This window comes from Candidatus Amarobacter glycogenicus (genome assembly GCF_016704105.1).
Taxonomy (GTDB): Bacteria; Chloroflexota; Dehalococcoidia; order Tepidiformales; family Tepidiformaceae; genus Amarobacter; species Amarobacter glycogenicus.
Map to the genome: position 1 here is coordinate 194,049 of NZ_JADJAT010000002.1, position 18,469 is coordinate 212,517.

Annotated in this window: 21 protein-coding genes; 15 read left to right on the top strand and 6 right to left on the bottom strand. The window is 64.3% G+C overall.

Annotated elements, in window-relative coordinates:
• Positions 1 to 6: 6 nt before the first annotated feature.
• The 4 genes from IPG14_RS05680 to IPG14_RS05695 are packed head-to-tail and all read left to right on the top strand — an operon-like array spanning position 7 to position 2,875.
• Positions 7 to 774, top strand: coding sequence for a TIGR00282 family metallophosphoesterase (locus IPG14_RS05680; protein WP_343388755.1), 768 nt, complete (start codon positions 7 to 9; stop codon positions 772 to 774).
• On the top strand, positions 774 to 1,631 hold the full coding sequence (locus tag IPG14_RS05685; RefSeq protein ID WP_343391162.1) for a PHP domain-containing protein: 858 nt from the start codon (positions 774 to 776) through the stop codon (positions 1,629 to 1,631). Before IPG14_RS05680 ends, IPG14_RS05685 begins: the two co-directional genes overlap by 1 nt.
• The gene (gene fabZ, locus IPG14_RS05690) at positions 1,631 to 2,077 is read left to right on the top strand and encodes a 3-hydroxyacyl-ACP dehydratase FabZ (protein WP_343391163.1); all 447 of its coding nucleotides are present in this window, start codon (positions 1,631 to 1,633) and stop codon (positions 2,075 to 2,077) included. Before IPG14_RS05685 ends, fabZ begins: the two co-directional genes overlap by 1 nt.
• Positions 2,078 to 2,131: 54 nt before the next feature.
• Positions 2,132 to 2,875 (top strand): DnaJ domain-containing protein, encoded by a 744-nt coding sequence (locus tag IPG14_RS05695; protein WP_343388752.1) that lies wholly within the window; start codon positions 2,132 to 2,134, stop codon positions 2,873 to 2,875.
• On the opposite strand, the gene IPG14_RS05700 is transcribed toward IPG14_RS05695, so the two are convergent.
• The 4 genes from IPG14_RS05700 to IPG14_RS05715 all read right to left on the bottom strand — a co-directional run bounded on the left by IPG14_RS05700 (position 2,876) and on the right by IPG14_RS05715 (position 5,161).
• Positions 2,876 to 3,133, bottom strand: coding sequence for a hypothetical protein (locus IPG14_RS05700; protein WP_343384332.1), 258 nt, complete (start codon positions 3,131 to 3,133; stop codon positions 2,876 to 2,878).
• A gap of 61 nt (positions 3,134 to 3,194) precedes the next feature.
• The gene (locus IPG14_RS05705; RefSeq protein WP_343384331.1) at positions 3,195 to 3,716 is read right to left on the bottom strand and encodes a chemotaxis protein CheX; all 522 of its coding nucleotides are present in this window, start codon (positions 3,714 to 3,716) and stop codon (positions 3,195 to 3,197) included.
• Between the two features lie 49 nt (positions 3,717 to 3,765).
• Positions 3,766 to 4,116 (bottom strand): hypothetical protein, encoded by a 351-nt coding sequence (locus IPG14_RS05710; protein ID WP_343384330.1) that lies wholly within the window; start codon positions 4,114 to 4,116, stop codon positions 3,766 to 3,768.
• The gene (locus IPG14_RS05715; protein WP_343388749.1) at positions 4,109 to 5,161 is read right to left on the bottom strand and encodes a FliM/FliN family flagellar motor switch protein; all 1,053 of its coding nucleotides are present in this window, start codon (positions 5,159 to 5,161) and stop codon (positions 4,109 to 4,111) included. The genes IPG14_RS05710 and IPG14_RS05715 overlap by 8 nt, the downstream gene beginning before the upstream one ends.
• Before the next feature lie 216 nt (positions 5,162 to 5,377).
• Here IPG14_RS05715 and IPG14_RS05720 point away from each other — a divergent pair, with 216 nt between their 5' ends.
• The 7 genes from IPG14_RS05720 to IPG14_RS05750 all read left to right on the top strand — a co-directional run bounded on the left by IPG14_RS05720 (position 5,378) and on the right by IPG14_RS05750 (position 11,443).
• Positions 5,378 to 5,887, top strand: a complete 510-nt coding sequence (locus IPG14_RS05720; RefSeq protein ID WP_343384328.1) for a chemotaxis protein CheW — start codon at positions 5,378 to 5,380, stop codon at positions 5,885 to 5,887.
• Positions 5,888 to 5,950: 63 nt separating this feature from the next.
• Positions 5,951 to 8,053 (top strand): chemotaxis protein CheA, encoded by a 2,103-nt coding sequence (locus tag IPG14_RS05725; RefSeq protein WP_343391164.1) that lies wholly within the window; start codon positions 5,951 to 5,953, stop codon positions 8,051 to 8,053.
• 29 nt (positions 8,054 to 8,082) lie between these two features.
• Positions 8,083 to 8,673, top strand: coding sequence for a chemotaxis protein CheC (locus tag IPG14_RS05730; RefSeq protein WP_343384326.1), 591 nt, complete (start codon positions 8,083 to 8,085; stop codon positions 8,671 to 8,673).
• Entirely contained in the window at positions 8,670 to 9,176 is a 507-nt protein-coding gene (locus IPG14_RS05735; RefSeq protein ID WP_343391165.1) for a chemotaxis protein CheD, read from the top strand. The genes IPG14_RS05730 and IPG14_RS05735 overlap by 4 nt, the downstream gene beginning before the upstream one ends.
• A gap of 11 nt (positions 9,177 to 9,187) precedes the next feature.
• On the top strand, positions 9,188 to 9,544 hold the full coding sequence (locus IPG14_RS05740; RefSeq protein WP_343384324.1) for a response regulator: 357 nt from the start codon (positions 9,188 to 9,190) through the stop codon (positions 9,542 to 9,544).
• 10 nt (positions 9,545 to 9,554) lie between these two features.
• Complete coding sequence (locus IPG14_RS05745) at positions 9,555 to 10,646, top strand: chemotaxis response regulator protein-glutamate methylesterase (RefSeq protein WP_343388747.1); 1,092 nt, start codon at positions 9,555 to 9,557, stop codon at positions 10,644 to 10,646.
• On the top strand, positions 10,643 to 11,443 hold the full coding sequence (locus tag IPG14_RS05750; RefSeq protein ID WP_343391166.1) for a protein-glutamate O-methyltransferase CheR: 801 nt from the start codon (positions 10,643 to 10,645) through the stop codon (positions 11,441 to 11,443). Before IPG14_RS05745 ends, IPG14_RS05750 begins: the two co-directional genes overlap by 4 nt.
• On the opposite strand, the gene IPG14_RS05755 is transcribed toward IPG14_RS05750, so the two are convergent.
• Positions 11,425 to 12,402 (bottom strand): phosphatase PAP2 family protein, encoded by a 978-nt coding sequence (locus IPG14_RS05755; protein WP_343391167.1) that lies wholly within the window; start codon positions 12,400 to 12,402, stop codon positions 11,425 to 11,427. The two genes, IPG14_RS05750 and IPG14_RS05755, sit on opposite strands and share 19 nt — an antisense overlap.
• A 98-nt stretch (positions 12,403 to 12,500) precedes the next feature.
• Here IPG14_RS05755 and IPG14_RS05760 point away from each other — a divergent pair, with 98 nt between their 5' ends.
• Complete coding sequence (locus IPG14_RS05760; protein WP_343391168.1) at positions 12,501 to 13,511, top strand: lysylphosphatidylglycerol synthase transmembrane domain-containing protein; 1,011 nt, start codon at positions 12,501 to 12,503, stop codon at positions 13,509 to 13,511.
• Here IPG14_RS05760 and IPG14_RS05765 read toward each other — a convergent pair.
• Positions 13,508 to 14,977, bottom strand: coding sequence for an acetyl-CoA hydrolase/transferase C-terminal domain-containing protein (locus IPG14_RS05765; RefSeq protein ID WP_343384319.1), 1,470 nt, complete (start codon positions 14,975 to 14,977; stop codon positions 13,508 to 13,510). The genes IPG14_RS05760 and IPG14_RS05765 overlap by 4 nt on opposite strands.
• Before the next feature lie 151 nt (positions 14,978 to 15,128).
• Between IPG14_RS05765 and IPG14_RS05770 the strand changes: the two genes are divergently transcribed.
• From IPG14_RS05770 to IPG14_RS05780, 3 genes are all read left to right on the top strand, one after another.
• Positions 15,129 to 16,328 (top strand): CoA transferase, encoded by a 1,200-nt coding sequence (locus IPG14_RS05770; RefSeq protein WP_343391169.1) that lies wholly within the window; start codon positions 15,129 to 15,131, stop codon positions 16,326 to 16,328.
• Positions 16,325 to 17,530 (top strand): CoA transferase, encoded by a 1,206-nt coding sequence (locus IPG14_RS05775; protein ID WP_343391170.1) that lies wholly within the window; start codon positions 16,325 to 16,327, stop codon positions 17,528 to 17,530. Before IPG14_RS05770 ends, IPG14_RS05775 begins: the two co-directional genes overlap by 4 nt.
• 115 nt (positions 17,531 to 17,645) lie before the next feature.
• Positions 17,646 to 18,392, top strand: coding sequence for a class I SAM-dependent methyltransferase (locus IPG14_RS05780; protein ID WP_343384316.1), 747 nt, complete (start codon positions 17,646 to 17,648; stop codon positions 18,390 to 18,392).
• Positions 18,393 to 18,469: the final 77 nt, after the last annotated feature.

Below are 18,469 nucleotides of genomic sequence, written 5' to 3' on the forward strand. Positions count from 1 at the left end.
CCCCCGATGCGCTTGCTCTTCCTTGGCGACATTGTTGGGAGCTGCGGCCGCGAAGCGGTGGTCCGGAACGTGCCGAAGTTGCGGCGCGAACTCGACCTCGATTATGTCGTGGCGAACGGCGAGAACTGCACCGGCGGCCGCGGCCTCAACGCTCGCCACGCCGACGAGCTGTTCGACTGCGGGATCGACATCATCACGGGCGGGAACCACACCTTCCAGCACCGCGAGTTCTACCCCTATCTCGATTCGACCGCGGGAGTCACACGTCCACTCAACTACCCTCCGGGAGCGCCCGGGCACGGTATCGCCGAAGCCGGCAACCTCGTCGTATTGAACCTCATCGGGCGCGTTTTCATGGGTTCGGATTACGACGACCCATTCCGGGCGGCCGATGAAGCCATCGCCTCGATCAACCCGAACCGCTTCATCTTCGTTGACCTCCACGCCGAGGCCACGAGCGAGAAACAAGCCATGGCCTGGTACCTCGATGGCCGCGTCACCGCGCTCGTCGGCACGCACACACACGTGCCGACGGCTGATGCCAGGCTGCTCCCCCACGGGACGGCATTCTGCAGCGACGCCGGTATGTGCGGCGCCCGCGACTCCGTCATTGGCGATGAAGTCCAGGCGGTCATCTCCCGCTTCCTTACCCAGATGCCCACGCGGCTGCCCGCTGCCGAAGGCCCTGCGGTCCTCAACGGCCTCCTCATCGAAGCCGACGACACAACCAAGCGCGCGATCAGCATCACTCGCTGTGACCGGGTGTCCTGCTGATGGCCACCGGCGACTTTCACCTCCACAGCACCGCCTCCGACGGCGTCCACAGTCCGACCTGGGTGATGGAAACAGCAGCCAGGAATGGCGTGCGTTTCCTTTCGCTCACCGACCACGACACAACTGAAGGCCTAGCGGAAGCCGGAAAGGCCGCCGACCGCCTGGGCCTGCGGCTCATCCCCGGGATGGAAATCTCGACCGATGTTGGCAAAGTAGATGCCCACTTGCTCGCCTACGGGTTCGACACCGCGGCAAAGGAACTTCAGGAGTTCATGCGGACGATGCGCGATGGACGGAAAGAGCGGCTGACGAAGATGGTCCGCATCCTTCGCGAAAACGCGATGCCGATCGAGGAGTCGCGCGTGCTCGAGATCGCCGGTGAGGCATCCGTCGGGCGCCCCCACGTCGCACGCGCGCTCGTCGAAAAGGGTTACGTCGCTAGCGTCCAGGAGGCATTCGATACCTGGCTGGGCAACGGCAAACCCGCCGATGTGAACCGCGAGCGCCTTGATCCTGCGGATTCCATCAGCCTCGTCCACCGCCATGGCGGTGTCATCTTCATCGCGCACCCGATATTCATGGGCGAAGACTACGGCGCTCCCGTCGCCCAGCTCGCCGGCTGGCACGCCGATGGGATCGAAACCTACTACAAGAACTACCCACCGGAAGCGGTACGCTACCACGAAGAGCTGGCCCTCAAGCACAGCCTCGCCCGCTCCGGTGGCAGCGACTACCACGGCCTCGGCAATCCCGACGACCGCGAGATCGGTGACATCGACTTCCCGGACCACCATGTCCAGGCGTTCCTGCGATTCATCGACGCGAACTGTGCTCACACAGGAAAGAAGGCCCGCTGATGCTGGAAGCAGACCAGATCGAGCAGATCATCCCCCACCGCTACCCGTTCCTGCTTGTCGACCGCATGCTCGAGCTCGAAGAGGGAAAGCGCGGCGTCGGCATCAAGAACGTCACCGCGAACGAATGGTTCTTTGAGGGCCACTTCCCGGGAAACAAGGTGATGCCCGGCGTTCTCATCGTCGAGGCAATGGCCCAGGTCGCCGCCGTCACCCTTCTCAAAGGAACTGGCTCCGGCGGCAAGACGCCGCTGTTCGGCGGCATCGAGGACATGCGCTTCCGCAAACCTGTCGTTCCCGGCGACCAGCTCCGGATGGAGTTCACGCTCGAAAAGCTGCGCGGCCCCGTAGGCAAAGGCCATGTCACAGCGACCGTCGACGGCAAGGTCGCTGCAGAAGGCAACATCATGTTCGCGCTGGTCGAGATGGGCGCCGCAGCCACCGAATAGTCACCCCGCATCTCCGCGCCTTTACCCGCCACGGTCTAGTATCGTAAAGACCACATGAGCGCGCCCAATACCACCACCACACACTACGACGTCCTCGAGGTCTCACCCTCGGCCAGCCCGGAAGTCATCGAGGCCGCCTACAAGGGCCTCATGCGGAAGTACGGCGAGGATCCCGACCCGGCGGTACGCGAACGCCGCAGAGCCGTCGAAGAGGCCTTTGCGGTCATTGGCAACACCACTCGCCGGGCTGAGTACGACGGTTCGCGAAACGGCTTCAGGCCAGCCCCGGCGCCCGAAGCGCCGATCCGGCTCGGCGGCGCCACGATCGTCCAGTGCGCACGCCACCCCGAGGTCTCCACTGCACTTCGGTGCAGCCGTTGCGACACCCCGATTTGCCCGAAATGCCTGATCCAGACGCCCGTTGGGGCACGCTGCAAAGACTGCGCGCGCATCGCCAGGAGCCCCGTTTACACGCTCTCCGCGGGCAATGCGGCAAAGGCCGCAGCAGCCTCCGTTGTCGGTGGCGTGGCCATGGGTCTGGTCTGGGGCCTCGTCCTGATGCCCTTCACCTTCGGCTGGTTCTCCATCTTCGTCGGCGCCGGGCTTGGCTGGGTTTTCACCCGGATCCTGGAGGCCGTCACGCGGCGAAAGCGCGGCCCATATATGGTCGGCTTCGCCATGCTCGGCATCGGCATCGCCTGGGCAATGCAGCTGCTGTTCGTTCCCCCCGGGGTTGCCGTCTACGGGTTGGTGGCTGCCGGTGTGGCCTGCTACTTCGCCTATCAAAATCTGCGCTGACTAACCAACCACGAAGGACATCGCGACGATGAAGCCGATAACCGCGCTTCCGACGACGGCGACCGTGACAAGGTCGCGGTGCACGTAGCTGTAGTCCTTGTTCACATGATGCTGGCGATGGTGAAGGCTGTCGCTTGAGCGCCGGACCAGCTGGCTGCGCGCGTCCATGGCTGCATCGTCGAGACCGGAGACCGGACGTGGAAGCGAGGCCGCGGGGGCGACGCGGCGGCGGGGACGGCGAGGTTGGCGGGCGGTCATCACGGTCATGCTAGCGCCGGCCGGGGGTTCGGTACAGCAACCGCCTCGCCTTCACCGCTGCCTAGACTTCCTTCACCGCGATGTCGATCGTGAACTCGCCGAAGCTCACCACGAGCGGGACCAGTAGCCGCGTGAGGTTGAGGGTCGCGATGGTGCTCCCCTTGCCGAGGAGCAGGACGGGCGGAGACATATCGCTCGGGAACCCGTTCTTCTCCAGCGCGATCCCTGCCTGGCCGGTGATCATGTTCGCCAGCTCAGCGATGGCGCTCTGACCCAGCGCATCGAGTTCGCTCAGCGGCTCACCGATCATCTTCGAGGCGAAACCCAGTGCCGCATCCTGCGTCATCGAGTAGATGACGAGCCCCGCGACTCCGCCCGTAATCGCGATAAGTGCGCTCACTTCGTTGTTGGTCTGGGGCGAGCGTACCCGGTGAAGCTGCCCACGCTGGACCTGTTCTCCGCATTCCTGTTGGATGACTCTCGCCGCCGCCTCCACGAACGGGCCGATGAGTTCGACGCGGGCGCGGTCCGGCGCCTGCGAAGCAGCCTGCGCGGCCTCGGCAACGGTGATCTTTGCGAGCATAATTCCTCCTCGCCGTCGCTCGGCGTCGTTCTTTCGAATCTGTCCGGGCCTAGCCCACCTGGAGTGTCCGCCCAAGGTCCGAGGCGTATGCCCCGAAGTCGTCGATATCCCGCGCGGTGATCGTCACGGTTCCCGGAAGGACGCCCGTCTCGTTGAAGCGCAAAGCGATTTCCCACCTCGCCCACATCTTCAGCAACGCGGCCTTCTCAACTACCTGGAAGCGCGCCCGGCTCATCTGTTGCACCAGCTTCCTGTGCGCGTCCTGCGAAATCAGGACAGTGACACTGGACATGCCGGCACGCCCGCCATCCACCTTGAACACCATGCGATGGAAACCCGAGCCACCGTTCATGATCTCGGAGGACATGAGTACCGCACGAATGGGAATGGTGTTACTCATTCTCAGCATCCTCGAAGGACTTCACCCAACCATCATCGTCAACCCGAGCCGAAACCTGTAGCGCCATCTTTCGGCCTTTCGTGCCCGGGAATCCGGCGAACCGCTCGCAGTTCCCGATGAGCAAGCGCAGCGGGTCGGCTGCGAGACTGTCGAGCACGATGACGTCCCCGGGCGACAGAGCCGCCAGGTCCACCGCATCCACGCGAGCCTCCCCGAGCATCGTCCGCGCGAGGACAGAGACCGGCATCAGCTGGTCGTTCTGGACTTTGTTGGCTTCCAGTAGCCCGCGGATCGGGCGATTCTCGAAGATGCTCTGCCCGGTCAGTTTCGGCAGGATCTGCTCCAGCACCGTAAGCGGGAAGCAGAGGGAAATCCCGCCGGTCTGGTCGGCCAGGCGCACCTCGTACCAGGCGGTGATGACGAACTCCGAGGGCGGTATCGCGTGCATCACCTGCGGCCCAAGCGCCAGCTCGGAGACATCGGGCGTAAGGTCCACGACTCGCGTCCAGGGCTCGACCAGGGAACGGGCGATATCCATCCCAATGTGGCGGATGAGCGCGATCTCGATGTCTGTCAGGTCTCGATTCAGAACGCGCGCGTTCCGCTTGCCCTTTCCCCCCAGCAGGCGGTCGATGATCCCGAAGGCGACATCGAGCCCAAAGGCGGTGACCGCGTAACCCTGGAGGGGCGACATGTCGATGATGACGACCACCGAAGTCGCACCGATCTGCGTGACGTACTCCTCGTAGATCCCGCGCTCCAGCGCGCTCAGCCGCGCCTCGACGGGCGCTCTCAGGCGCGCCGAGAAGTTGGCGGCCATGGCTCCCGCCACGCCCTGCTGGATGATTTGGAGTCCCCGCAACTGTTCCTTGGAGAGTTTCTCGGGGTGCCGGAAGTCATAGAGCTTGACTCGTTTGCCAGCATCCTGGCGTGGAGCCACCGGCATGGCCACGACACTGGCCGTTTCCGAGGACGAGGAAGCGACGTCGCTATTAAACAGTGCGTCGATTTCCCGCTGGCTCAGGACTGCGTTTTCGGAAGCCACGAACTCCTCCTCGCGGCAAGTCTCTCCAATATGACTATCGGCACGATATACGCGGTTTCCCTAGGTCCCCCTCAGACCGTCCCTGCATCTCGCCCTCAGGCATAAGGGGAATCCCATATGGCTTTTGGGGGCCTCGCCCAATGCCCTGAAGACGCCATCTGCACGTAGCTTTTGGAAGCGCCGGCAGCGTAGTTGCCCGCGATACAGGAGAGACTTGTGGCTACCAGGTTGGATTCCACGATTGAGGTCACGGGACAGCCCGCTATCGAAGAGCACGTCGTCATCTTTCGGCTCGCCGATGAGTATTACGCCCTGGACATTCAGACCGTCCAGGAGATCGTCAGGATGCAGGCGATCACCTCGATCCCTGGTTCCGACTTCTGGGTCGAAGGCATCACCAACCTTCGGGGACGCGTCGTACCCGTCGTCGACCTGCGCAAGCGCTGTGGCGTCGATTCCGGCGAATACACCGCCGAAACCCGCATCGTCGTCGTCAGCAGCTCCACCGGAATGGTCGGGCTCATCGTCGATGCCGTCTCGGAAGTCATGCGTATCCCCGGTGACCAGGTCGAGCAGCCCAGTGCGATTGTCTCGGTGCCAGAGAACACCTACCTACGGGGTATCGCCAAGCTCGAAGACCGGCTCGTCTCCCTGATGGACCTCGACGGGGTACTCCCGGCGAGCGCCGAAGGCGAGTTCGAGTACGCCAGCGCCGCCGCCGCCTAGCGCTGCAGACACCGCCCTTTCGACAAGACAACTCAGCCTTCCCGGCCCGAGGAGAGCCACTGCATGGCCACAACCAAAGGACAACGACTTCAGTTTGACCTGGATGACGATGATCTGAAGCTCTTCTGCGAAGAAGCAGACGAACAGATCGAGTTGCTCGATGCTTCCCTCGTCCAGTTGGAAGGCGACCCCGACCCGGACCTCGTCCAACAGATCTTCCGTGCTGCCCACACCCTCAAAGGGTCAAGCGCCACCATCGGCCACAAGAAGATGGCCAATCTCACCCACGCGATGGAGACCGTGCTCGATGCTGTCCGCCAGGGCCGCAAGTCGGCGAATGCGGAGATGGTCGACGCGTTGCTGGCCGGCCTCGACGCCCTCCGCGAACTCGCAAGGGAGGTCGTGACTCGCGTCGATTCAGGAATCGCGACCGCAGCCCTCGAAGCTGACTTGCTCGCCACCCTCGAAGCCGACGACCCGGACACCCAGTCACTGCCGTCGGCGCCGGCCGGCGCCGGCTACCAATTCAGCGACGCTTCGGTCCAGGCCGCTCTCGCGGAGATGGGACAGGGAAGCTCCTGCTACTTCGTTGAAGTCTCCATCAGTCCGGACTGCCAGTTGCCATCGATCCGGTGTTTCCAGGTCCTCCAGGAACTCGATGCCCTCGGCACGACCCTCCAAACATGGCCTGACCGGGATGTCGTCGAGGCGGGCGCGGGAGAGTTCGCGCTCACTGCCGCGCTGCTTTCACGCCAGTCCGATGAACAGTTGCAGGCAGCCGTCGAAGTCGTGATGGACGTCGGCGCCGTCCATGTCCGAAGCGTCCCGGCAGAAGCCCTCGGCCAGCCGATGACGGCCCACCGGGTGCCGGCCGCTGCCGCCGCTCCCGGCAAGGCACAGCTCGCACTTGTCGAGTCCGCAGCGCCGGGAACCGACGGCGGCAAGGCGCCAAAGAAAGCCGCCGCTCAGTCGGTCCGCATCGATGTCGAACGGCTCGACGGATTGATGAACCTCGTCGGCGAGCTGGTGATCGACCGGACCCGCCTGCAACAGATTCGCGACCAGCTCTCCGCCGTCCTCAAGGACGCGAACCTCACCGAGCTGACCGAGAACTTCGAAGAAACCACTTCCCACCTCGCCCGCGTAACCGATGAACTCCAGGAACAGATCATGCGAAGCCGCATGCTCCCCGTCCGCTCGGTGCTCACCCGCCTGCCGCGTCTCGTCCGCGATGTGGCGACCAAGTGCGGGAAGAAGGTCGAGCTCCTCACCGCCGGCGAAGAAACCGAGCTGGACCGCTCCGTTATCGAGGAGATCTCGGACCCCCTCGTCCACATCCTCCGCAACGCCGTGGACCACGGCATTGAGACACCGGAAGAGCGCCGGGCCGCCGGCAAACCGGAAACGGGCACCGTCACGGTCACCGCATGGAACCAGGAGACCTACATCTACCTTTCGGTGAAGGATGACGGGAAGGGAATCGATACCCGCACCCTTCGCGCAAAAGTCGTCGAGAAGGGACTTATGTCCCGCGACGCCGCCGAAGCAGCCACCGAAGAACAGGCCATTCAGTGGATCTTTATGGCCGGGCTCTCCACGGCGAAGACCATCTCCGATGTCTCCGGGCGAGGCGTCGGCATGGACATCGTCCGCACGAACATCGAGCGCCTGAACGGCAGCATCATGCTCCAATCGACCCCCGGAAAAGGGTCTGAAGTCATCATCCAGCTCCCCCTGACTCTGGCGACGACAAAGGCGCTCATGGTGGTGGCGAACAGCACCGTCTATGCCATCCCGCTCGTCTCCGTCACGGAGGCCCTCGCCGACCATGAAGCCGATATCCATTCGGTGAATGGCCTGAAGACGCTCCGCCTCCGCCAGCGCCTCCTCCCGATGATCGACCTCGCCAACGCGCTTGGCGATTCGCGGCCGAGAAGCATCGAAGCCGGCCGCTTCGTCGTCGCCGCCCGCCATGGCGAACGCCAGGTCGCCTTCACCGTGGACCGTCTGCTCGGCGAGCAGGATGTCGTCGTCAAGTCACTCGGGGACCTCGTGGGAAACCGCAAGGGCCTCACCGGGGCAACCATCCTCGGCGACGGAAGCCTGGGGCTGATCGTCGATACAGCCAGTCTTGTGAGCGAACAGGCCATGCTGGCGACGGCTTGACCCGTCCCGGCGCCACCGAGGAGCACCGTATGCACGAACAACTCATCTCGACGCTTTCAACCGTCGCCAAAGACGGAGCCTTCCGCGCCGGGCGCGGGCTGAGCGGACTCATGGGCCAGGAGATCGCCATCCACGTTCCGAACGTCCGCATCGGCACGAAGGCTGACGCCTGCGACGCCGTCGGCGGCGAGGAAACCATCGTCCTCGGCGCCTACCTCTCCATCAGCGGCGACATCACCGGTCACGTCATGCTGCTCTTCCCGGTCCCCCGTGCTCTGGAATGTGTGGACCTGATGTGCGGACAACCCCCGGGGACGACCCAGGAACCCGATGAACTGTCCGACTCCGCCATCGGCGAGTTGGGCAACATCGTCGGCTCCGCGTTCATCAACGCCCTCGCCGACCACCTCAACCTCATCCTCCATCCATCGCCGCCCAGCGTGATCAACGACATGGCCATCGCCCTCGTCGAGTCTGTGTATGCGGAAGTGCTCTCCCAGGGGAGCGATGTCGTCATGATGGATGCCATCTTCGAAGACCACTCTGGAAAGACTGCGGGGTTGCTTCTCGTCGCCCCCGACCCGGTCTCCCTCGAGCGGTTGCAGAGGGTGGCCGCATGACAGCCCCCCCACCCGATGCCCGCCGCGTTTCCGTCGGCATCGGACAACTCGCCATCAGCAAAGACCCTGGCGAAGTACTCGTCGCATATGGGCTCGGGTCCTGCATCGGGATCAGCTGCTACGACCCACAGGCACGCGTCTCGGGGCTCGTCCACATCCTCCTCCCGAACTCGGAGGGCAAGCGCAGCGAAGACCGGGAGCCGGCACGCTTCGCCGACACCGGTATTGACCTGCTTATGTCTCGGATGACGGCCAGCGGCGCCGTGGTCCGCAGGCTCGTCGTGAAGGTCGCCGGGGGAGCAGCGGTGCTCGGTCCTGCGAACGCAGAGAAATTCAAGATCGGCGAGCGAAATGCCGAAGCAATCAAGGAACGGTTGAAGCGACACGGGCTCACGCCTGCCGGCATGGATCTCGGGGGCACGAAGGGCCGCACGCTCGAAATGCACCCGGCCACCGGCAAGACGTTCGTCCGTACCGCGGCTTCACCGGCCATCGAACTGTAGGGAGTCCAATCATGGCAACAATTCTTGTGGTCGATGACGCCGCGTTCATGCGGATGCGGATGTCGAAGATCCTCTCCGAAGCAGGTTACGACGTTGTCCAGGCCGAAAATGGCCTGGAAGCAGTCGAAAAGTACAAGGCATCGCGCCCCGATGCCGTGCTCATGGACATCACGATGCCCGAAATGGACGGATTGACCGCCCTCAAGGAAATCAAGAGCCACGACCCGGCCGCGCGAGTCGCCATGGTCACCGCCCTCGGCCAGCAACAGATCGTCCTCGAGGCCGTCAAGAGCGGCGCCAAGGACTTCCTCGTGAAGCCGTGCGAAGGCGACCGCGTGCTCGCCGCCGTCAGCAAGCTCTGCGCCTAGGAGGACGGCTGTGGCATTCCCAGCCCCATCCCCAGGGCGCACGATCCGCGTCCTCATCGTCGACGACTCCGCTTTCATGCGGCGCGCGGTCGAACGGCTCCTGATGGCCCAACCCGGCATCACCGTAGTCGGCACGGCGGCGGACGGCCTCGAGGGCGTCCAACGCGCCCTCGAACTTCGTCCGGACGTCATCACGATGGACGTGGAAATGCCCAGGCTTGACGGCGTCTCTGCAGTTGGCGAAATCATGCAGGCGGTTCCCACCCCGATCGTCATGGTCTCGACGCTGACACACGATGGCACGGCAACCGCCATTCGTGCGCTCGAAGCTGGTGCGGTCGAGTGTGTTGGCAAGCCGAGCGGCCTCAGCACCGACCTCGCCAACGTAGGCGAGAAGCTCCACGAAGCGGTCGTCCGGGCGAGCCTCACTCGGCTCCAGCGCCGAAAGCCCGGGTTGGTCTCCGGTCGCCCGATGGTAGTCCTCCCGGCTGCCCCAGGGCCTTCCGCCACCGCCCGCATACCGGCCCACAATCTGCTCGTCATTGGTTCATCCACCGGCGGGCCGCCCGCACTCACCGAAGTCGTCCCGCATTTGCCCGGCGACCTTCCCGCAGGCGTGGTCGTCGTCCAGCACATGCCCTCCGGCTTCACGAACGCCCTTGCACGGCGGCTGGACTCCCTCTCTCCGCTCAGCGTCTCAGAGGCCGAGGAAGGCGAACCGATCGTGAACGGCCACGTCTACATCGCTCCCGGCGACTTCCATCTCGTTGTGACCCGGGAAAAGCGCATCCACCTGGACCACGGCCCCTCGCTCCACGGCGTCCGTCCCAGCGTCGACATCACGCTCGATTCGGTGACGGCCGTCTACGGGCGTTCCGCCAACGTCGCGATCCTCACTGGAATGGGCAAGGACGGCGCCGAAGGCGCGGCCAAACTCGAAGCCGCGGGCGGGCGGGTCTTCGTCCAGGACGAGGCAACCTCGGTCGTCTATGGCATGCCGCGAGTCGCGCTGGAGCGCACATCCCATGCCACCCAACTCCCACTCGATCAGATCGCCGCGGCACTGGCTACCAGCCTGCCCGGCTTGAGGAGCACCAGGTGAAAGAGTCCGTCCCGGAAGACCCGCAATGGATGGCGTTCCGGCGTTCACTCGAAAAAGCGATCGGTGTTCCCCTCGCGCAATACAAAGAAGCACAGATGAAACGCCGCCTGGCCAGCGTCATGACCCGGCGGAGCATCGACGGTTGGCCCGCCTTCGAGAGGGCAATCGCCGCGGACCAGAAGCTCCTCGAAGACGTCCGCGACACCCTGACCATCAACGTCAGCGAATTCTGGCGCCAGCCCGAACGCTTCGTGGAACTCCAGAAGGAATGGATCCCTCGCCTCCTCGCCGGGCGCAAGCAGCTGAAGTTCTGGAGCGCCGGATGTTCCATCGGGTGCGAACCCTACTCCCTGGCCATGATCCTGAACGAAATCGATCCCACCGGCGCCCACAGCATCGTGGCGACGGATGTCGATGTCCCCATCCTCAACCGCGCCCGTGAGGGAAAGGGTTACCTTGCCTCCGAAGTCCGGTCAGTCCCGGCTCCGCTCGTCAAGAAGTACTTCATCGAAGAGCCGGCTGGGACCTTCCGTGTGACGGAGGAACTCAAGCGGCGCATCACCTTCCGCCGCCAGGACCTCCTGAGCGACCCGTACCCGCAAGACCTCGATGTCATCCTCTGCCGGAATGTCGTCATCTACTTCACGGACGAAGCGAAGACGCACATCTACAACGGCTTCGCCAAAGCCTTGCGCCCGGGCGGCCTGCTCTTCATCGGCGGTAGCGAGATGATCATGCGTTCAAGCGACATCGGCTTCCGCTCGGCCGGCACCAATCTCTACCTGCGCGCCGCCTGAGCCACGCCCGCCTCGCCAACCGGGAAGTACCAGCGCACGCCGGCCCAAACCAGGAGCGCGCAGATGATGCCGGCCAACTCATCCGCCACGTAATGTTCGCCGAGGTACAGCAGCGATGCGGCCATGAGCCCGCAGTACACCAGCAGAGCCAGTGCGAGCCGGCGGGCGTGGCTCCGGGCCCACAGGTACATCCCGAACGTTATCCCCATGTGGATGGAAGGCATGGCAGCGACTGAGTTCGGTTCGCCGAGGGCCTTGTAGAGCTCGTCGTATGTTGCCGCGCCGCTTTCCGTCGCATCCCCCAGCACGTCGCGGATGGTCGCGTCCATCACCCGGGTCACTCCGGGCAGGTCGCCCGTCTCGCCGGCAAGCCAGGGCGGCGCTGTGGGCAGTAAGAAGAACAACGTCAGTCCGAGCCACATCGTCCCCACCATGAGCCCAACATACCGCCGGAATGCCGCCCGGTAGTAGACGAACGCAACGACGGCTCCGGCATGCGGAGTCACGAAGAACGACCAGTGGGTGGCTATAGCAAGGTAGTCAAGGACCTTTGGCACGCCGTTGTCGATGCGCCACTCCTGGAGCCACTGGACCGGGTTGCTCCCGGGAAGCCACCCGTCCACCCGGATGACGTAATCGGTCCTCACGGGGATGGCTGTTTCGTCAGCGAGTGCTCGCAAGAGTGTGTAGACGAAGATCCCGGCTACGTAGGCAAACCACACCATCCGCTCACGCCGATACCGGATTTCCGGCGCCCACGCGGCCGTCGTCAGGATCACCAGCAAGAATCCGAACCAGAGGTGTTGCTGCCAGACACGGGTGGCGACTGTGGCGGTCATGGCCACCAAACTCGCCGCCTGGAGGACGAGGACGGCGACTTCAATCCTGCCGGCGGTCGTCCGTTCATTCGGGGGGTCGCTGCGGGCGCTCGCCTCGAGCGACGGGTCCTGGACGCGCATCGGTTTCCAGATTACGGGGGAAGAAGGACTGACGGAAGGACGATTGTGTGGCACTCTTTGCCCCGAGGGGCAAGGATCCCCTGAAGGCTCACCCCCCGATGCGACGATTCCTCATCGGCCTTGTCGTTACTGCGGTTTGCGCCGCTCTGCTCTTCCGTCTCATTCCCTGGTCCAGCACCGAGGCAGCCCTTCAGGCTGCGGACCCCAGGTTCATCGCCCTCGCCGTCACCTGTCTCGTCGCTTCGCTCGTCGCCAAAACCGTGCGCTGGCGCCTCCTCCTGCCCGAAGGCTCCGCCGTCTCAACTACCAGGCTCTATCGCATCCTCCACATCAGTTTTCTGCTGAACAACGTCCTCCCTGCGCGCCTTGGCGACGTCGCACGCGTGGCGATGACGACTCGCCAGCCGGGGATCAGGTTCGGCCACGTCATTTCGTCCATGCTCACCGAACGAGTGACCGACATGGTGACCCTCCTGACCGGATTCCTCCTGATCAGTCCATTCCTCCCTGTGCCCGATGGATACGAGCCCTGGCTTCGGGCGGCGTGGGTGATCTTCGCCGCGATGGCCTGCGTCGCACTGGGAGCGACACTCTTCCGCGAGCGCATCGGACTTCTGGCCAGGCACGAGCGGATCGTCGCGCGCCTCCCCGGGAACCAGCGGCTGCGGGAAGAGGTCTGGTCATTTGGCGAAGGGTTCCGCCAGCTCTTTTCCCGTCAGCGCCTCGTCCCGATTTGGGGCTGGTCCTGGGGAGCATGGATCGGCGCCTTTGCGATCAACTACCTGTTGATGAAGGCGCTCCACATCGACGCGCCATTTCCGGTCGCGGTGCTCCTGACCTGCACGACCAACCTGGCGATGCTGATCCCCTCCTCGCCGGGGTACATCGGTGTCTTCCACGCGGCCGCGACGCTCTCGCTCCTACCTTTCGATGTCGCGAGCGGACCAGCCTTGAGCTTCGCAATCCTCGCCCACCTCGTGAACGTCGTGCCGGTGAGCCTGATCGGCGCGGTCTTCCTCTTGCTCGGCCATGACCAGATAAACCTGAATCTTCGCGCCTTGCGAGGCGAGCAGGCCGAACAGGCGGCCGAACCCGAAGCGGTCGCCTAACCCCAGAGCTCTTTCGCCTGCTCGCGGAGTTCGCCCCGGAAGTCCGGGTGGGCGATGGCTATCAGTTCCTCGGCACGCTGCCGGTGGTTCTTGTCCAGCAGCCTGGCGACCCCGAATTCGGTGATGATCGTGTCGGCAAGGTACCGGGGGATCGTGACCAGCGTGCCGGCATCGTGCCGCGCCACCACCTTCGAAATCGATCCCTCCATCGCCGTCGAGCGCATGACGGTGATCGCCCGCCCGTCCTTGCAAAGCGCCGCGGCGATATGCGTGTCCGGCTGCCCACCGGTCCCATTTACCATGTGGCCCCCGAATCGATCCTCGCTGGCAATCTGACCCAGCAGGTCGACCGCGATCGCACTGTTGATTGAGGTCATCTGGCGGTTCTGGGACATCAGGGCAGGATTGAGGATGTTCTCCGGCAGGTGCAGCTCGAACGCCGGGTTGTCGGCGATGATCTTGAGGTCCTCACCGTCGCAGCCGGTCCACGCCACGGCAACCGACTTTCCGGGGAAGAGCGTCTTGCGAGACCCATCGACGATCCCGCGCGCCCACAGCTTCGCCAGCCCGGGCGAACCGAGCTCCGTGTGCACACCGAGGTGCTTCGCATCGTCGAACGCACCGGCCAGGAACATCAGCGAACTGGGCTGACCTACACCCACCTGGATGGTGTCGCCGTCCCGGATGAGGCCCCGCAGGTTGTTGGCTATTCCTTGGGCAGCGGGGTCGATCTCGACCATGCCAAGTGACGTCTTCAGCAGCTCCGGCGGGAAGGCGTGGAACATGGCCTCCACCAGCGCGAGCTGCTCGTTCGACACCTTCTCCAGCAGCTCCAACAGCTGCGGCCGCAGCGGCTCCGGCGAAAGCGTCCGCACGCGCTCCTCAACCCCGGGCCGGTCGACCAGCTTGATCGCACCCTCGATGAACGTGTCAATCTCGCTGACGTGCATCCAGACGTCGCCGTGAACCTTCGACATGTTGGGGTCTACGATGGCGATAGTCTTCGGACACCGCTTCGCGTACGACTTCCGCATCCACATGTGCGGTCCGAAGTGAACGTACCCCTGTTCGTTCGGCACGCTGCACGGAGTCAAGAAGACATCGGGCAGGCGCGCCTCTTCGCGGTTGTTGTCCGTCGCCTTCATACCGAGCATGAACGTGTTGGGCAGGTACGTGGAGATCTTCGCATCGTGCGAGGGACGCATCGCATCGCCGATGAAGATCTCGATCTCTTTCTCGCCCTTCACGATCGCCGGGTTGAACAGGTCGGGGTTGTTCGGCGCCAGCGTGCGGAAGTCGACCCTGTTCAGCTGCTTCGCCCGGTTGACGAAGGCCCCGACGAGCGGTGCGGGGCACAGGATCGTGATGGAGACGAGGTCCCCTTCCTTGATGGCCTCGCAGGCCTGGTCAGGAGTCTTCAGACGCGACTGGTAGTCATCGCGCCAGTTCTGGTAGCGGACGCTCATTTGGGGCACCCCGGAAGTGATATTGCTTGTGGCGGGATTGTAAGGGCCCGGCGCGAATGGTGCCGCGCGTCGGGATGCTCCCGTTTCCTGCCTCTGCTAGAGTTCGTCCGCGTTCAGCGTTTACGTGAACCGTCAAGCCACGGAGGTACACGTGCAGGCACTCGACAACGTGAGGGTCCTGGACCTCACGCAGCATATCGCCGGGCCTTATGCGACCCGGCTCTTCGCCGATTTCGGAGCCGACGTCATCAAAGTCGAAAAACCGGGCGGCGATGTCACCCGCCGCATGGGCCCGTTCAAAGCTGGCCAGGCCCACCCGGAAAAGAGCGGTCTCTACTTCTATCTCAACTGCAACAAGCGTTCGGTTGTGCTGGACCTGCGCACTGAGGAGGGCAAACTCGCTCTGGCCGCGCTCGCCAAGACGGCGGACATCGTCGTCGAAAGCTACGCGCCCGCGACGAAGGAGCGCCTCGGTATCGGCTACGAGTGGTTCAAGGCCCTCAAGCCATCGCTCCCGGTCGTCTCGATCTCGAATTTTGGGCAGGATGGCCCGTATCGCGACTTCAAGCTCACAGACCTGACGCTGTACGCCTTCGCCGGAGAGATGTACTCGATGGGCGAAACGGACCGGGAACCCGTGAAGATGGCCGGGACTGCCGCCTTGTTCGAATCCGGCGCCGCCTCCGCCGTCGGTATCATGGGCGCGCTGTTCGCTTCGAAGCGTCACGGCATCGGCCAGCACGTCGATATCTCCCTGGCCGAGACGCACTTCGGTGGCGTCGACCGCCGCCACGCGACGGCCATCGCGTTCCAGTTCAGCGGCCGCAAGACCCTGCGCGTCGCCAGTCACGGCGGCGGCATGCCGGGCGGCATCTACCCATGCGCGGACGGCTACGTTGATTTCACTAACGCAGGCCTCCGCCCCGACCGCGTCGCCGACATGCTGAACCATGCCGACTGGCTCAACGACCCCCGCTACAGCGACCCCATGCAGCGTATGGACCCGGCGGTCATCGAAGAGTGGAACGGGAATTTCATCGGCTGGTGCATCGAACGGACCAAACGGGAAGTCTGGCAAGAAGCCCGTCGCGCGAAGGTCATGTGCGGACCCATGTTCACCATGGAAGACCTGTTCACCGATGAGAGCTTCCGAAATCGCGGGTTCTGGACAAGGACCAGCCACCCGGAGATGGGTGAACTCACTATCCCGGGCCGGCCGTTGATCATGGAGAAGAACGGCTGGGAACTGCGACGAGCCGCCCCGCTCCTCGGCCAACACACGAAAGCACTGCTCGCCGAATCGGGCCTCGATTCGACCGCCATCACTGCGGCTTCCGGAGGTGCGGCGTGACGCAGAAACCGCTCGAAGGTGTTCGTGTTATCGATCTCTGCGTCGTATGGGCCGGGCCGTTCGCAACCATGCTGCTCGGCGACCTCGGGGCGGAAGTCATCAAGCCAGAGAACCCATTCGTGTTCCAGCCGATGACGCGGGGGGCAATGGCCCGCCCGCCACAGATGCTCATCGGCGCTTCTATCGCCTGGGCCGGGGGCCTCCCGCACAACGAGGTCGGCGACCGGCCATGGGACTACAACCCGACGTTCGTCAGCCTCTACCGGAACAAGAAGAGCTTCACGGTCGATCTCCGCAGGCCGGAGGGGCTCGATATCCTGCGAAGGCTCGTCGCCGTCTCCGACGTGGTTTACGAAAACAACGCCACCGGGACCATGGAGGGCCTCGGTATCACCTATGAATGGCTGAAAGCCGCCAACCCGAAGATCATCTTCGTGCGCGTCCCCGCCTACGGGAGCAACGGACCCTACGCCCATGCCCGTGCCCTGGGAGTCCACCTCGAGGCGGTCATGGGTCACAGTCTCCTCCGCGGCTACGACGACGCCGACCCCAGCTCGAACACCGCCATCTACTCCGGCGATTACCTGGCTGGCGCACAGGGGGCGTTCGCCGTGATGACCGCGCTCTGGAACCGGGACCGCACGGGTGAAGGCCAGCTCATCGAAATCGCCCAGGCCGAGAATGCGGCCGCCATGTTCACCCAGGCGATCATGGACTACAGCCTCAACGGCAATGTCCAGGGCGCCATGACGAACCGCGACATCGACGGCCGTTCGCCTTCCGGCGTCTACCCCACCGTTTCGCCGGGCACGGCCGCCACTTCGGACGACCGCTGGATCGCCATCAGTATCGACACCGACGAGCAGTGGAGCGCTTTCGGGCAGGCCATCGGAAGCCCGCCATGGGCAACTGACCCACGATTCGCGGCGAACGCCGGCCGGTTGGAACACCATGCCGAGATCGACGCGCACATCGCCGCCTACACGGCCACCCAGGACGACTACGAACTCATGCACCGGCTTCAGGCCGCCGGCGTCGCCGCCACGCCCGTTCTCGAAGCGTCGCGCATGTTCGACGACCCACACTTGCGGGCGCGCGACTTCTTCAAGACGCAGACCCAGCCGGCCTCCGGCGCCTACGAGTACGTTGGGCCTCTCTGGAAATCCCGGGTACTCCCGTCGAGTACCTTCAGCCACCGGTGATGTTCGGCGAACACAACGACTACGTGTACCGGGACGTCCTGGAGGTCTCGGACGCCGAGTTCGAAGCGCTGAAAGCCGGTGGCCACATCGCCACCGAATACGATGCGAGCGTCCCATGAGTTCCCGCCCGAGGATGTACCACGAACTCGCCGAGTGGTTTCACCTCATCACGGCTCCCGAAGACTACGCCGAAGAGGCTGCCTACTATCTGACCCTGATGAGGAACATCATCGGGCGCTCGCCTGCGAGCCTCCTCGAGCTCGGCTCCGGCGGCGGCAACAACGCCTCCCATTACAAGGCGCACATTCCCGACGTCGTGCTCAGCGACCGTTCGGAGGAAATGCTGGCCCTCAGCCGCACGATCAACTCGGAGCTCGAGCACATCCAGGGCGACATGCGCACCCTCCGCCTCGCCCGCCGGTTCGAAGCGGTGTTCGTCCACGATGCCTGCTCCTACCTCACCACTGAACAGGACATCCGCCAGCTCGCGGCGACTGCCTTTGAACATTGCCTGCCCGGCGGCGTCGCCGTCTTCTGTCCGGACCACACCGCCGAGAATCTCGTCTACGAAACCGACCACGGCGGCCATGACGGCGTCGGCCGCGCGCTGCGTTACCTCGAGTGGACTTCGCCGGGACCGCCGGACACCTACGAGTTCGCCGTCGACTACGCCTACGTCCTCCACGAAGACGGCCATGAGCCTCGCGTCGTCCTCGACCGCCACGTCAACGGCGCACTGCCACGCGACACCTGGCTCTCCGCCCTGACTGATGCAGGTTTCCACCCCGCCGCGGTACCGCTGGTCCACAGCGAAGTCCCGGAAGGCTACAGCGAAGTCTTCACCGGCTGGCGGCCGGTCTGAGGCTCAGCGTCCCACTCGTTACAATGCCGCTTTGCAGGCACTGCCTTCCCAACGGAAGGAACCACGCATGGAGAGAA